Below are 14,740 nucleotides of genomic sequence, written 5' to 3' on the forward strand. Positions count from 1 at the left end.
ATGGCAAATTTCTTTATCAACAGGCCGATCTTTGCCTGGGTAATTGCCATCGTCATTATGCTGATGGGGTTACTCTCCATTAAGCAGTTGCCGGTTGAGCAATACCCTAAGATCGCACCGCCCGCGGTAACCATCAACGCCAGTTATCCTGGTGCATCGGCTAAAACCGCCGAAGACGCAGTGACGCAGGTTATTGAGCAGTCAATGAATGGCCTGGACAACCTGATGTATATGTCCGCGCAAAGCGATTCTGTGGGCAACGTGACCGTTACCCTGACCTTCGAGACAGGTACCGACCCGGATATTGCGCAGGTTCAGGTACAGAACAAACTGCAACGTGCTATTCCATTGCTTCCTCAGGAAGTGCAGCAACAGGGGGTTTCTGTTGCTAAGTCAAACGGCAGCTTCCTGATGGTCATCGGCTTTATCTCCGAAGACGGCAGCATGAAGCGTGATGATATAGCCGATTTCGTGGTGTCCAACGTAAAAGACCCGGTCAGCCGTACCCCTGGAGTAGGTAACGTCACTGTCTTCGGCAGCCAATACGCCATGCGCGTCTGGCTGGATGCCAACAAACTCAACCAGTACAAGCTCACGCCCACCGATGTAACAGCGGCTATCCGCGTGCAGAACAACCAGGTGACGGCCGGTCAGCTAGGTGGCGCCCCCGCGTTACCCGGTCAGCAATTTAATGCTGCGATTCTGGCCCAAAGCCGCCTGAGCAGCCCCGAAGAATTCGGCGACATTCTGCTGCGTGTTAATGCCGACGGTTCTCAGGTAAAACTGCGGGATGTAGCTAAAGTCGAGCTGGGTGGTGAGAACTACTCGGTCATTGGTCGTTACAATGGCATGGAAGCCACGGGTATTGCGATTGAGATGGCTACCGGTGCCAACGCGCTGGATACCGCCGAAGCAGTCAGGGCCACCCTGGATCAGCTTAAGCCCTATTTCCCCAATGGGCTGAAAATAGAAATACCCTATGACACGACCCCCTTCGTAGAGATCTCTATCAGCTCTGTGGTACAGACGCTATTCGAAGCCATTATTCTGGTGTTCGTTGTGATGTATCTGTTCCTGCAAAACCTACGGGCCACGCTTATCCCGACTCTGGCGGTACCTGTGGTATTGCTGGGCACCTTTGCCATTATGACGGCACTGGGTTTCTCCATTAACACCCTCACCATGTTTGGTATGGTACTGGCCATAGGTCTGCTGGTAGATGACGCCATAGTCGTAGTGGAAAACGTTGAACGGGTCATGAGCGAAGAAGGCTTATCCCCGGTAGAAGCCACCCGTAAGTCTATGGGCCAGATCACTGGCGCCCTGATAGGTATCGGCCTGGTGTTGTCAGCCGTGTTTGTGCCAATGGCCTTTATGGGCGGCGCAACCGGGGTAATCTATCAGCAGTTCTCCATAACCATAGTGTCAGCCATGGTCTTGTCGGTGCTGGTCGCATTGATCTTCACCCCGGCATTGTGTGCCACCATGTTAAAGCCAATTACGGGTGACCATCACGCTAAAGGCGGCTTCTTCGGAGCCTTTAACCGTGGCTTTGATCGCTCCAACCAAAGTTACCAACGTATGGTGGGGGGGATGCTAAACCGTCCTACACGCTCTATGTTGGTATATGCGGCCATCGTGGTGATTATGGGTGTGATGTTTATGCGCCTGCCGTCTTCTTTCCTACCGGAAGAAGACCAGGGTATCTTCCTGACCATGGTGCAACTGCCCACCGGAGCAAGCCAGGAGCGTACCGAAGAAGTGCTGAAAAAGGTCTCTGAATATTATCATCAGGAAGACTCGGTACGTTCGGTCTTTACCGTGTCAGGCTTCAGCTTTGCCGGTCGAGGTCAGAACGTTGGTTTAGCCTTTGTGCGCTTGAACGATTGGGATGAGCGTGACAGTAGCCAAAGCGTGCAAGCCACCATAGGTCGGGCAATGGGGTACTTCTCCACCATCAAAGAGGCCCAGATTTTTGCCTTTAACCTGCCGCCTATTGTTGAACTAGGCAGTGCCAGCGGCTTTAACTTATTCCTGCAGGATCGCGGCGCACTTGGCCACGAAGCCTTGTTGCAAGCCAGAAACCAACTGCTGGGCATGGCCGCTCAACAGCCTGATTTGGTTGCCGTGCGTCCTAACGGTATGGAAGATGCGCCGCAGCTGCAAATCGATGTGGACCAGTTAAAAGCGCAGGCGCTGGGTATTTCCTTGTCTGAAGTCAACCAGACTCTGTCCATAGGTTGGGGTTCCACTTATGTAAACGACTTTGTGGATCGTGGCCGGGTGAAAAAAGTCTATGTGCAGGCAGATGCTCAATTCAGGATGACACCAGAAGACCTTCAGCACTGGTATGTACGTAACAATGAAGGAGAAATGGTGTCCTTCTCCTCCTTTGCCACCAGCCGCTGGGTTTACGGACCACAACGTCTAGAGCGTTACAACGGTGTATCTGCCATGGAAATTCAGGGCGAAGCCGCCCCCGGCTTCAGCTCAGGTGACGCCATGGCCAAGATGGAACATCTGATCGGTGAGCTACCCAAAGGCATCGACTTTGAGTGGACCGCCACCTCGTATCAGGAAAAACTGTCCGGGTCGCAAGCACCTGCACTGTATGCACTTTCGGTGTTGGTGGTGTTCCTGTGTCTGGCCGCGCTGTATGAGAGCTGGGCCATTCCCTTCTCGGTAATTATGGTGGTTCCCCTGGGTATTATCGGTGCCTTGAGTGCGGCATTCCTGATGGGTCTGCAAAATGACGTGTACTTCCAGGTAGGTCTGTTGACCACCATGGGGCTGGCGTCGAAAAACGCCATCTTGATTGTAGAGTTTGCCCGGGAACTGCAAGGTCAGGGTATGGCATTGATGAAAGCCATACTGGAGGCGGTACGCCTGCGTTTGCGTCCGATCATTATGACGTCACTGGCCTTCTCTTTGGGCGTATTGCCACTGGCAATCAGTAGCGGAGCAGGCTCAGCTAGCCGTAATGCCATAGGTATGGGGGTATTAGGCGGTATGATGTCGGCCACCTTCCTGGCCATCTTCCTGGTACCGGTTTTCTATCTGGTTGTGCAGAAGCTGTTCGTTAAAAAGAAGGCATAAAAGCCACAAACTAAAAAGCCGGACTCAGTCCGGCTTTTTTAATCCTAGCAATAATCCATCAATCAGTTCCGCAGCATGGTTTGCCAAATCACATTGCTCAGGATGCAGCAAATATTTGGCAATCAGCCCCCCCAGATAAGCATTTAAGGCACTGGCTGCCAATGCAGGCGTAATAGCAGGATTCAACAGGCCGACCTTAGCGGCACGGGTGAAGGCACGCTGCATAGTGTCATGTACTTCGTTATTCAGATGCTCTTGCTGACGTACTGCCGGGTTAAGCTCGTCGATATATTCACAGCGATGAAACACTATCGTCAGTACGCGCCGATGCTGCTCACTCTGTCCGACAATTTCCAGGGAGCGGATCATCACATCGCGAATACGCAGAAAGGGATCTGTTTCAGTGGAATGGTCGAGTTCAGAAAGCATCTGCCGAAAAGGCAGCCGGATGCGCTCCAACATGGCATTGAACAAATCCGCCTTGTCGGTAAAGTGCCAATAAATCGCCCCTCGGGTCACGCCAGCGGCGCGAGCGATTTTCTCCAGCGTGGTGCGTGACACACCCTGTTCATAGAATAGCTGCTCCGCCGCATCCAGGATTGTGCAGCGGGTCGCTTCGGCATCGGCCTTGGTACGCCTTACCATGGTACTGGTCTCTGTATTATTCTTGTTTTGTAAGGTGAATAATACCATATCTGCTCCCTGAAAAGGCAAATGACAGACCAATCCTTGACCTGAATCAGTCCTCTGCTTGCTGGCGCTTCCAGTCGTCGGTGAGCAGGCCAGCATAACCCCAGTCCTGCTCTTCAACTTCCTGAATCACTATATGAGTATGTTCGGGTTTCTTACCCAGTACTCTGGCTAAAGACGCAGTAAAGTCTTTAACCAGTTCGGCTTTCTGCTCGCGGGTTGCCCCTTTAGTGATCTGCACATTGATATAGGGCATTGGGCATCCTTTTGGGGTTGGCTTAAGCCAACCCTTCATCTGTGTCCACGTGTTCGGCTTTATGGCGTTCGGCAATCTCATCTGACAAAGCCTGACGACTGCGCTTCTCGGTTAACTTCCGTTCGGTTAACCAGAAGAAGAACAGCGGCAGGAAGAACACCGCCAGGAAAGTGGCCGCCAGCATGCCGCCCATGACCCCAGTACCCACACTGTGTCTGGCGCCAGCACCGGCGCCTGAGCTGAACGCTAACGGTACTACGCCGAGAATAAAGGCCAATGAGGTCATAATGATAGGTCTGAACCTCAAACGAGCCGCCTCAAGTGCAGCAGTCGCCGCACTCCAGCCCTGCTGATGTTTCATCAGCGCATACTCGACAATCAGAATGGCGTTTTTCCCGGCCAAGCCCAACAAGGTAACCAAACCAATCTGGAAATACACATCATTGGTCAAACCGGCTACCCACACCGCTACCAGCGCGCCAAAGGTGCCAAAGGGCAGGGCCAACATTACCGACAAAGGCAATGACCAGCGCTCATAAAGCGCAGCCAAAATCAGGAACACCATAATAGCGGCCATTCCCAACGCCAATCCTGTGGTACCCGAGCTACGCTTTTCCTGGAAGGCGGAACCCGTCCAGTCATAGCTGATATCCGGCGGCAACACCTGCGCCGCGATACGCTCGATCTCTGCAATGGCCTGACCGGAACTGTAGCCAGGGGCAGGATTCCCCATCAGCTTCACAGCTGGCAAGTTGTTGTAGCGATCTAAGCTGTCAGGACCGGTACTGTACTCAATATTGGCAAAGGCGGAGATAGGCACCATCTCGCCTTGGCTACTACGCACATAAATGCGACCAATATCTTCTGGTGACATACGAAAATCTGCATCGGCTGACATCAGTACCTGCCAGGCCCGGCCAAACTTGTTGAAATCATTGACGTAATACGTACCCAGAGTTCCCGCCAGCGCATTAAAGGCCCCATCAATGGGCACGCCCATGGCATGGGCCTGCTCACGATCCACATCAATCTTTAGCTGTGGCGTGTTAGGTCGCCACAGGGTTTGTACCCCGGCCAGTATCGGACTTTGCTGGGCAGCCCCCTGCATGGCTTGCATGGCTTGCACCAGTTTTTCTGTACCACCGTCGCCGCGATTTTGCAGATAGAACTCAAAACCGCCGGTATTGCTTAGGCCAAAGATGGGAGGCGGGTTAAAGGCCAACACCAAAGCTTCCTTGATATGGACGGTTTTCATAAACAGCTCACCCACCAGCTCTGGCGTGGTGATATCCCGTTCATCCCAATGCTTCTGGGTAACAAAGAGCGTAGCCGCACTGTTTTTATAGCCACCGCCAATAAAATCGAAGCCGGTAAAAGCCACCACATTCGCATTGGCTGAATTTGACTGCACCGCTGCTACAACTTCGGCCACCACTTCTTCAGTACGCTGCAAAGAGGCACCGTCTGGCAGGTAAATAGCGGAAATATAGAAACCCTGATCTTCATCTGGAATCAGCGAGCCCGGAGTGGTTTTCCACATACCGCCGGTAATGGCGATCATACCCACCACCAACGTTAATCCCAGCAAGCCTCGACGCAGAAAAAAGCTCACCGCGCCAACATATCGGTTGGTCACGCGATGAAACCAGTCATTAAACCACTGGAAGAAACCGGCGGTTTTCTTGTGTTCGGCACGCAAAATTAACACACACAGAGCGGGGGTCATGGTCAGTGCTACAACACCGGATAAGGACACCGAGATAGAAATAGTGATGGCAAACTGACGGAACAGCTCACCGGTTAAGCCGCCGAGGAAGGCGATAGGCACGAACACACTGCAAAGTACCAATACGATGGCGACCACCGGCCCACTTACCTCATGCATGGCTTTAATTGCCGCATCCCTGGCATTGAGATGCTCTTCATGCATGATACGTTCGACGTTTTCCAGTACCACGATAGCGTCGTCCACCACTATCCCTATGGACAGCACCATACCAAATAAGGTCAGGGTATTGATGGAGTAACCCAGCAGATACAAACCGGCAAAGGTACCCAACAACGACACTGGCACCGCCAGGGTTGGGATCAAGGTGGCCCGCCAGTTTTGCAGGAACAGGAACACCACCAGGAACACCAGGATCATGGCTTCTACCAGGGTCTTAAGCACCTCACGGATGGACACTTCCACAAAGCGGGTCGTATCGTAAGGCACAGCATGCTCTAAGCCAGCGGGAAAGCGACTTTTAAGCGCCGCCACGGTTTCATTAACTTCCTTGGCCACATCCAGCGCATTGGCCCCTGGCTGCAAAAAGATCCCCACCAGTACGGCATCTTTGCCATTAATACGACCGGCGAAATCATAGTCTTTCGAGCCCAGTTCAACCCGCGCCACATCTTTAAGGCGCAGCGCACTACCGTCAGGGTTAGAACGAATAAGGATTTGCTCAAACTCTTCCGCTGAACTCAAACGGCCCTGGGCAGTCACACTATAAACCAGCTCTTGCGGGGAACTGGAGGTTGGGGTTGAGCCAATTCGACCCGCGGCATATTGCGAGTTCTGCTCGCGAATAGCCCCGGCAATTTCCTCAACCGTAACCCCCAACTGGCTCATCACATCGGGCCGCAACCAAATGCGCATGGCGTAATCTTTGGCGCCAAATATCTGCACATTGGTGGTACCCGGTATACGTTTGATCTGATCAAGAATGTTCAAGGTCACATAGTTGGATGTCCACAACGAATCACGGCTGCTATCGGGCGAGTAAAACGCATGTACCTGCAGGAAACTGGAGGAGCCTTTTTCTACCACCACACCCTGGCGACGTGTTTCTTCCGGCAATCTGGCTTCCACCTGCTTGATACGGTTGTTTACGTTAACCGCCGCCTGATCCGGATCTGTGCCTATCTCAAAGGTCACCATAATAGTAGTCACGCCTGAGCTGGTAGAGGTGGAAGACATATACATCATGCCTTCTACGCCGGTAATGGCATTCTCAATCGGCGTCGCCACTGTCTGCTCAAGCACTTCGGCCGACGCACCGGGATAAACCGCCATGACCTGTACAACAGGGGGCGAAATTTCGGGATACTGGGCAATAGGTAAGCTGCGCATGGCCGCGAGTCCGGCCAAGACCACAAAAATAGAGATGACGAAGGCAAAAATTGGCCTATCGATAAAGTAACGAGAAAACATGCTAACTCCCTGTTACTGAGCAGAAGATGAAGGCTGTCCGGCCAACACCACCGGCATACCAGGGAAGAAAATATGCGCCATACCCTCCACAATCACCTGGTCGCCACCCTTCAAACCCTTATGTACCACCCAGCCATTTTCGATACCCTGTGGCGTCTGAAGGCGTACCCATTCCCCCACTTCAACTGGCGCAGGCTGCGCAATATTGCCTTGTTCACCCTTGGCAAACAGGTAGACATATTTACCAGTACCGCTATCTAATACGGCACGCTGAGGCACCACAAAGGCGTTGTCGCGACTGGCGCCTTCCAGTACTACACGCACAAACTGCCCTGGGCGAAGCTTAAAATCAGGGTTGGGCACAATGGCCTGCAGTTCGGACGTACCTGTCATGGTATTAATCCGTACATCGCGGAAATTAACCTCACCTATATGCTCATAGAAAGAACCATCCTGCAGCTTGATTCTCGTCTGCCAATGGCCATCCTGAGGCAAGGTTAACTTGCCACTCTCCACATCCTTGCGCATGGCTAATTGTTCTCTTTCTGATAAACCAAACCGAATGCGGATAGGATCTAACTGGGTAACTTGTGTTAGCAGTACATCCGGGCCTGGCACATAAGTCCCTTCGGATACCTGCTCACGGCCAGCGATACCGTTCACCGGCGATTCCACTTTGGCATATTCCAGACTGAGCTTGGCATCCTGCAACCGGGCTTCTGCGGCTTTCACATCCGCCAGGGCAACTTCTTCAGCCGAGATAGCATTGTCCAGGTCCTGCTGAGAAACACTGTTTTGCTTGCGCAGCGGCGTCAGGCGCTTCACGTCACGACGAGCACTTTCCAAACGTGCTTTGGTGGCCAACAGGTCGGCTTGGGTGCGCGCCACCTCGACATCAAAAGGCTTCAGATCCAAGGTAAACAAAGACTGGCCTTGCTCTACTTTGTCACCCTCTTCAAAATTCCGTGACTCGATGATGCCAGCTACCCGGGCTCGAATTTCCACCTCTTTAGAACCGGATAAGGTCGCGGGCAACTCAATAGCAAAAGGTACCGTTTGCGCTTGCATAGTACGTACCTCTACCGCTGCGGGCTGCATTGCCCCCATACCTTCGGCGGCAGGAGGTTGCTGCCCACAAGCAAAAAGCAAGGTGGTCAGAGATACCGCACCCAGTTTGGCGTGCAGAGAAAAATTCCTTTTGTATTTACCCATTGGAGCACCGATAGTAGAGAGTCTGAAGCGAATAACCTTAAATTGCTTAAGGCCATGTGATAATAACAACTGAGATAATAACTTGGATAAAGTACACGATCTCGTATACTTTAGCTACGGCTTTATTCGTTTCAAAATGTATCGGCAATTGCTGACCGAGGAGTTAAGTTTGGGTCGAAGTGATGAGAAGCACAATGATATTTTATGTGCTGCCATTCGGGAGTTTTGTGAAAAGGGCATGATGGCAACCACCATGGAAGCCATTGCCAGTCGTGCTTGTGTATCCAAACGTACACTGTACAAACATTATCCATGTAAAGAGGATCTGCTAGACGCGGTAGTCAGTCTGTTACTGGAACGTGTTGAACCCTTACAAAAGATGACATTTGATCCACAGCGTCCTATTGCTGAGCAACTTAAAGAACTCAGTCATAAAGTCTTGTCTCTGGTATGCGATGAGCACTATCTGCGTTTAAGTAAGATAGTGATTATTGAGTCGATGCGCTCAGAGAAAGAAGCCATTCGCCTGAATCAGAAGTTCAGCGATTGTGAGAAAGACATGCATAACTGGTTTATCCAGGCAGGCAAAGCCGGGGCACTTGGCAACTTGGAGCCAGGACTCGCCGCGGCGATGTTTTACGGCGCCATCAAAGAAATGGCCTTTTGGGATCAGGCCATTTGCTGGAAGCCGTTGCTAAATGAGCAGGAAGCAGGGCGTCTTATCAAGCAAACCTGCGACTTTTTCCTTACCGCAATTCAATCAAAGGGCTAGTCGAAGCTAGTCCTCCCTATCTCAGAACATAAGTAAAGCAGGGTAGCCCCATACACAAAGGGGTTCTTGTCTTTATTAATACAATAATAAAGTTGGAAATGCTCCATCTTGGTACGACTGGAGAGCATGTCCATAACGTAGTCTTTTTGATAATCGTTCATCGCCGCGATATTCGGACGCACCCTGTCACGTAGCGCGGCTAACTCCTGACGCTCTGCCGTTTGTGCAATTTCAGTCATCCAGTTTGACAGGCTTTCTTGAATATCTCCCAACCAATACTGCACAAAAGACGAGCGCAATACGACCACCAGTAAAGCAATTTCCAAAATAATGATAAAGGTGCGTTTCATTGTGCTACATCAATAGTCAAGTACGTTGAAAATCATACCTTATAGACAGGCAAAGTCCCATATGACTTGCTTATCCGCCGGAATAACTAGCAATAAGTATTCATTACTATTCTTAAGATCAACTTAACGGCCAGAGCAAACCAATGGATAGGAAAAGGCGATAGGTAATCTGTACTACTTTCCAACCCATTGAGGCTTAACGTTATTTTAACAAAAGCAGGGGAGAATCTGGTTTATTCTGAGGTAGATAACCTTGCGCCATGATAAATAAAATTTATAATTTTCAGAAATTTTTGAAACTTCAAAAATAAACAAAGAGTGGCTTAGTAACGCTTAACTTATATGCTTAACAAACAATAAGGTGGCGCTACCCTATACAAAATAAGGGAACAGTTAGATTCCTCAATGTGCATTACCAGAGACCAGGACCCATGAGTGAACGAATCCCCGTAAAAGATGTAACTCCCGTAAAAATTCATCAGCCAGCAGAGCAGGAAAGCGCAGATGCGTCGCGCAAGCGAATTTACGTGCGAGCCGTACAAGGCCCTCTGGAAACCTTTAGACGCTATTTTGGTTTCTTCTTTCTAGCCTTATTTGTGGCATTGCCCTGGATTCGATATGACGGCCACCAAGCCATCCTGCTGGATATCGGCGAGCAACGTTTCACCATTTTCGCCCTGACACTCTGGCCGCAAGATCTGACGATACTTGCCTGGATTTTTATTATCGGCGCCTTTGCGCTGTTTTTTGTCACCACCTTTGCCGGACGGGTCTGGTGCGGCTTCCTCTGCCCACAAACAACCTGGACTTATATGTATGTTTGGTTTGAGGAAAAAATCGAAGGTAGCCGACACCAGCGTATGAAGCTGGATGCGCGTCCCCTGGACTTTGACAAATTCTGGCGAAAAAGCCTAAAGCACTTATGCTGGCTTATTATCGCTCTGCTTACCGCCCTTACCTTTGTGGGCTATTTCACCCCAATTGACAGCTTATTCATTGACTTCTTCACCCTGCAAAACAGTTTCTGGGTTGGTCTGTGGGTATGGTTCTTCGCCTTCTGTACATACGGCAACGCAGGTTGGATGCGGGAAATTATGTGTACCCATATCTGCCCCTACGCCCGTTTCCAGTCGGTGATGTTCGACAAAGACACCTTCACCGTTACCTATGATGAAGGTCGTGGTGAAAAGCGCGGCCCGCGTGGTCGCAAAGTCAGCCGCGAAGCCCTGGCAGCCGAGGGGGTGGGTGACTGTATTGACTGCAACCTCTGTGTCCAGGTTTGTCCCACTGGCATAGACATTCGTAACGGCCTGCAATACGAGTGTATTAACTGTGGCGCCTGCGTGGACGCTTGTAACGGCGTAATGGACAAAATGGGTTACCCCAAAGGGCTGATCAGCTACACCACTGAACACAAGATGAAAGGCGGACATACCCATATTGTGCGTCCCAAACTGGTGGGATATGCCGTGGTGCTGATGGTCATGATCGCCTTCCTGGCCCTGGATTTGTTCACCCGGGTGCCATTGGACGTAGATATTATCCGCGACCGCAACCAGCTTTATCGTGAAACCAACGACGGTCTGGTGGAAAACGTTTATACACTGAAAATTCTCAACAAATCACAACAGGATGCCCGCTACATTCTGTCAGTAGAAGGTCTGGAAGGGCATCGACTGACCGGCAATCGCGAGTTCCTGGTGCACGGCGGTGAGGTATATGTAGAACCCATCAGCGTGGCCATTGACCCTTATAAATTGGAAAGTAGCATTGTTGAAATTCACATTAAGGTACAATCACTGGATGATGAAGAAGTGAGTGTGGTCGCACCGACCAAATTCCTGTACCGATAGGAACCTAATGTCCGATTTCAGCTTCCATAGTCTAACCCCGGATCTGATCCTGGATGCCATTGAAAGCACTGGCATCCGGGTGGATTCAGGCCTGCTGGCCCTGAACAGCTACGAGAACCGGGTTTACCAGTTCATGGATGAACAACGCACACGCTACGTTGCCAAGTTCTACCGCCCCAATCGCTGGACCAGTGAGCAAATTCAGGAAGAGCATGACTTTGCTGAAGAATTGCTGGAGCAGGAAATTCCCATTGCTGCACCACTGAAGTTAAATGGCCAAACCTTGCACCATGATCAAGGCTACAGTTTTGCCTTGTTTCCTTCAGTAGGTGGGCGCCAGTTTGAGGTAGACAACCTGGATCAACTGGAATGGATGGGACGTTTTATCGGCCGCTTACATGGTGTCGCGCAATCTCGTCCCTTTGCATCGCGCCCCGGCATCGACACCCAAAGCTTCCTGTTCGAACCCCGCAAAGAACTGCAACATAGCAAGCTGGTGCCTGAGTCACTGAAAACGCCCTTATTCACTATTATGGATATGGTAATAGACAAAGCTGCCGGTCTTTATCGCCCAGCTAGCCAGATTCGTCTGCACGGTGATTGCCACCCCGGCAACATCCTATGGCGAGATGGTCCCACCTTTGTGGATCTGGACGATTGCCGCATGGGCCCGGCAATTCAGGATCTGTGGATGATGCTGTCAGGAGATCGTCCCCAGCAACTATTACAATTAGATACCCTAGTAGGCGCTTATGAAGAATTCAGCGACTTTGACCATAAGCAACTGGCGTTAATAGAACCTCTGCGTGCCATGCGTATGGTGCACTATATGGCCTGGCTAAGTCGTCGTTGGGAAGATCCGGCCTTTCCGCAGGCTTTCCCTTGGTTTGCCACCGACAAATACTGGGAACAGCAGGTATTAGCGCTAAAAGAGCAATATTCGGCGCTGCAGGAACCACCACTATCCTTGCTTCCCTAGACAAATCACATTGCTGTGGGCCCACGAAACCAGTTGATTCCAACTGGTTTTTTTATAGCTTTACTTTATAATCTCGCTCGATTGGGGTGCCTTCTGTAATAACAAAAGGTGAAACGGGAAGTCATCTGACGCTGCCCCCGCAACGGTACGCAAGTCTCAGAATCATCATGCCACTGTAGAGTTTTACTATGGGAAGGCGATTCTGCTGCCACTTTGGCACTTGCCAGCCCGGAGACCGGCCTCAATACAAACACGACCTTTTGGTCACCAGGATTCACGCGCTCGGGTGGAGCGCCAACCTAGGCACATACCTATGCAATTCAAACACACAACACTAGGGTTGGCGGTGTTCGCCAGCCTGTTCGGCACTTCTGCGGCCTTCGCGCAGGATGATATTGAAACCATCAGCGTTATTGGCGCACGCCAGCCGATAGAACTGTCACGTTTAAGCGCGTCGGTTTCCGTTATTGACCGTGCAGAAATTGAAAACTCCGGCGCTATCAGCTTGTCCGATCTACTACGCGGTCTGCCCGGTGTCAGCATCAGCCAGGATGGCGTTAAAGGGTCACAAACCCAGGTTCGTTTGCGTGGCAGTGAAGCCAACCATGTATTGGTATTGGTAGATGGTGTTGAGATTAACAATCTCAACGACGGCGCAGTTAACTTTGCCCATGTTAATCTGGACAATGTTGAGCAAATCGAGCTATTGCGCGGCCCTCAAAGCGCCTTGTGGGGCAGTGGTGCGGTAGGCGGGGTATTAGCTATCACTACTCGTCAAGGCACCCAACAAACTAAAGGTGGCGCTCGTGTTGAAGTGGGCGAAGACAGTAGCGCCAAGGTAGCCGCCAACGTCAGCGGCGCCGCCAATGCTTTTACCTATGCCTTATCTGCCAGCCACTTTTCTACCGCTGGTCAGAATATCTCTGCCCAAGGCAACGAGCGCGATGGCTACAGAAACAACGAGCTTTCAGCAAAACTGACATGGAATATTTCCGAGTATTCGAAATTACTCACGCAGATTAGACATCAGGATACCTACAATGAATTCGATGGCAGCGACCAAAACACCGGCCTGCCTGCGGACGCCGACTATTATAGTGACAGTCTGGCCTCAAGCGGAATGATTGAGTGGCATTACCAGCCTGTAGACAGCATCTGGCAACAACGTATTGGCTTTCACTTTAACAAAAATGAAATTGTTACAGTGGATAGCTTTGGCGGAGAGAATAACAGCAACAGGCAAAAATGGTTTTGGCAGAACGATTTCAACTATGCCAACGATAGCAGAGCTTCATTAGCTGTAGAGCACGTGGAAGAAGAGTTTAACCAAAAAGGAACTGCCTTCTCTGCCGCATACGACCCCAATCAACATCAGGAAAATGACATTACCTCACTGGTGGCCGACATTGCGCATAAGGCCTCAGACAGCCTTAGCCTTAATGCCAGTGTAAGGCACGACAACAGTGACAATTTTGACAATGCCCTTAGCTATCGCGCGGGAGCCAGTTTTCTTTTCTGGCAAAGCGCAAAACTTTACGCCAGTCTGGGTAAAGCAGTAAAAAATCCAACCTTTATTGAAAGGTTTGGATTTTATCCTGGCAGCTTTGTCGGCAACCCCAGCTTGATTCCAGAAGAATCCAAAAGCTTAGAGCTTGGCATAGAATTGCCCATATTCAGTGACTGGCATACCGGTGTTAATCTATTCCATTCCAAGCTAAAGAATGAGATAGATGGTAATGCTGAGTTGCCAAACTATGTCTATACCGCCGTCAACAAAGATACAAAGAGCAACCAAGATGGCATTGAATGGAGTCTGTCCGGCAGCCTTGCAGACCTGTCCATCGACCTAAGCTACAGCTATCTGGATGCCAGCGAAGAGGTTAACCAGACAGCTAATCAGCCTCCCAAAGAGCAGATTGAAGTGCGCCGCGCTCGCCATCAGGCCAACCTGACCCTGAATTATGGCTTTTGGGAAAACAAAGCCAACATCTATGTCCAGGCCAATTATCAGGGCACCAGAGTTGACAACTTCTTCTCACCCATTGATTACAAGTCTGTGCCGGTTAGCCTGAGTGCAGCCACCATAGTCAATGCATCACTGACCTTCAGACCAGACCAACACTGGACTTTTGCACTGCGTGCCGAGAACCTCTTCGATCATGACTATGAAGAAGTGGTCGGCTACCAGCGCCAAGGCCGCACGGCTTATCTTAGTGCCGGCTATCAGTTCTAAGTCACAGGGGCGGTAACGCCCCTTTTTTATACGCAGTGAAAATGAACCATACCTGACTGGTCAGTATGCACGACAAGGAGGCGGTCGGCATTTGCATAAAGCT

10 protein-coding genes and 1 riboswitch are annotated in these 14,740 nt (G+C 50.8%); of the genes, 5 read left to right on the forward strand and 5 right to left on the reverse strand.

The genetic code is table 11. The features are described 5' to 3' along the window. Nucleotides 1-3,096, forward strand: coding sequence for an efflux RND transporter permease subunit (locus tag IEX02_RS05380; protein WP_188691263.1), 3,096 nt, complete (start codon nt 1-3; stop codon nt 3,094-3,096). Nucleotides 3,097-3,120: 24 nt separating this feature from the next. Here IEX02_RS05380 and IEX02_RS05385 read toward each other — a convergent pair whose 3' ends face one another. From IEX02_RS05385 to IEX02_RS05400, 4 genes are read right to left on the reverse strand one after another with little or no spacing between them, the layout of a single operon-like run. Next, nucleotides 3,121-3,789, reverse strand: coding sequence for a TetR family transcriptional regulator (locus tag IEX02_RS05385; RefSeq protein ID WP_229702062.1), 669 nt, complete (start codon nt 3,787-3,789; stop codon nt 3,121-3,123). A 46-nt stretch (nt 3,790-3,835) separates the two neighbouring features. Further along, nucleotides 3,836-4,042, reverse strand: a complete 207-nt coding sequence (locus IEX02_RS05390; RefSeq protein ID WP_188691265.1) for a tautomerase family protein — start codon at nt 4,040-4,042, stop codon at nt 3,836-3,838. Nucleotides 4,043-4,064: 22 nt separating this feature from the next. Then, nucleotides 4,065-7,238, reverse strand: a complete 3,174-nt coding sequence (locus IEX02_RS05395) for an efflux RND transporter permease subunit (RefSeq protein WP_188691268.1) — start codon at nt 7,236-7,238, stop codon at nt 4,065-4,067. A 12-nt stretch (nt 7,239-7,250) separates the two neighbouring features. Continuing rightward, on the reverse strand, nt 7,251-8,450 hold the full coding sequence (locus IEX02_RS05400) for an efflux RND transporter periplasmic adaptor subunit (RefSeq protein ID WP_188691270.1): 1,200 nt from the start codon (nt 8,448-8,450) through the stop codon (nt 7,251-7,253). 82 nt (nt 8,451-8,532) lie between these two features. Here IEX02_RS05400 and IEX02_RS05405 point away from each other — a divergent pair, with 82 nt between their 5' ends. Beyond that, complete coding sequence (locus IEX02_RS05405; protein ID WP_229702063.1) at nt 8,533-9,222, forward strand: TetR/AcrR family transcriptional regulator; 690 nt, start codon at nt 8,533-8,535, stop codon at nt 9,220-9,222. On the opposite strand, the gene IEX02_RS05410 is transcribed toward IEX02_RS05405, so the two are convergent. Continuing rightward, entirely contained in the window at nt 9,219-9,572 is a 354-nt protein-coding gene (locus IEX02_RS05410) for a hypothetical protein (protein ID WP_188691273.1), read from the reverse strand. The genes IEX02_RS05405 and IEX02_RS05410 overlap by 4 nt on opposite strands. Before the next feature lie 431 nt (nt 9,573-10,003). Between IEX02_RS05410 and ccoG the strand changes: the two genes are divergently transcribed. The 3 genes from ccoG (at nt 10,004) to IEX02_RS05425 (ending at nt 14,637) form a co-directional block, all read left to right on the forward strand. After that, nucleotides 10,004-11,425 carry a cytochrome c oxidase accessory protein CcoG gene (gene ccoG, locus IEX02_RS05415; RefSeq protein WP_188691275.1) on the forward strand — a complete coding sequence of 474 codons (1,422 nt, stop codon included), beginning with the start codon at nt 10,004-10,006 and terminating at the stop codon, nt 11,423-11,425. A gap of 7 nt (nt 11,426-11,432) precedes the next feature. Beyond that, nucleotides 11,433-12,404: a serine/threonine protein kinase gene (locus IEX02_RS05420; protein WP_188691278.1), complete on the forward strand. Its 972-nt coding sequence runs from the start codon at nt 11,433-11,435 to the stop codon at nt 12,402-12,404. 67 nt (nt 12,405-12,471) lie between these two features. Further along, nucleotides 12,472-12,662: riboswitch (cobalamin riboswitch) on the forward strand. A 55-nt stretch (nt 12,663-12,717) separates the two neighbouring features. Beyond that, the gene (locus tag IEX02_RS05425) at nt 12,718-14,637 is read left to right on the forward strand and encodes a TonB-dependent receptor plug domain-containing protein (RefSeq protein ID WP_188691281.1); all 1,920 of its coding nucleotides are present in this window, start codon (nt 12,718-12,720) and stop codon (nt 14,635-14,637) included. Nucleotides 14,638-14,740 lie beyond the last annotated feature (103 nt).

Origin of the sequence: Bowmanella pacifica (genome assembly GCF_014645355.1) — a bacterium.
GTDB classification, from domain to species: domain Bacteria; phylum Pseudomonadota; class Gammaproteobacteria; order Enterobacterales; family Alteromonadaceae; genus Bowmanella; species Bowmanella pacifica.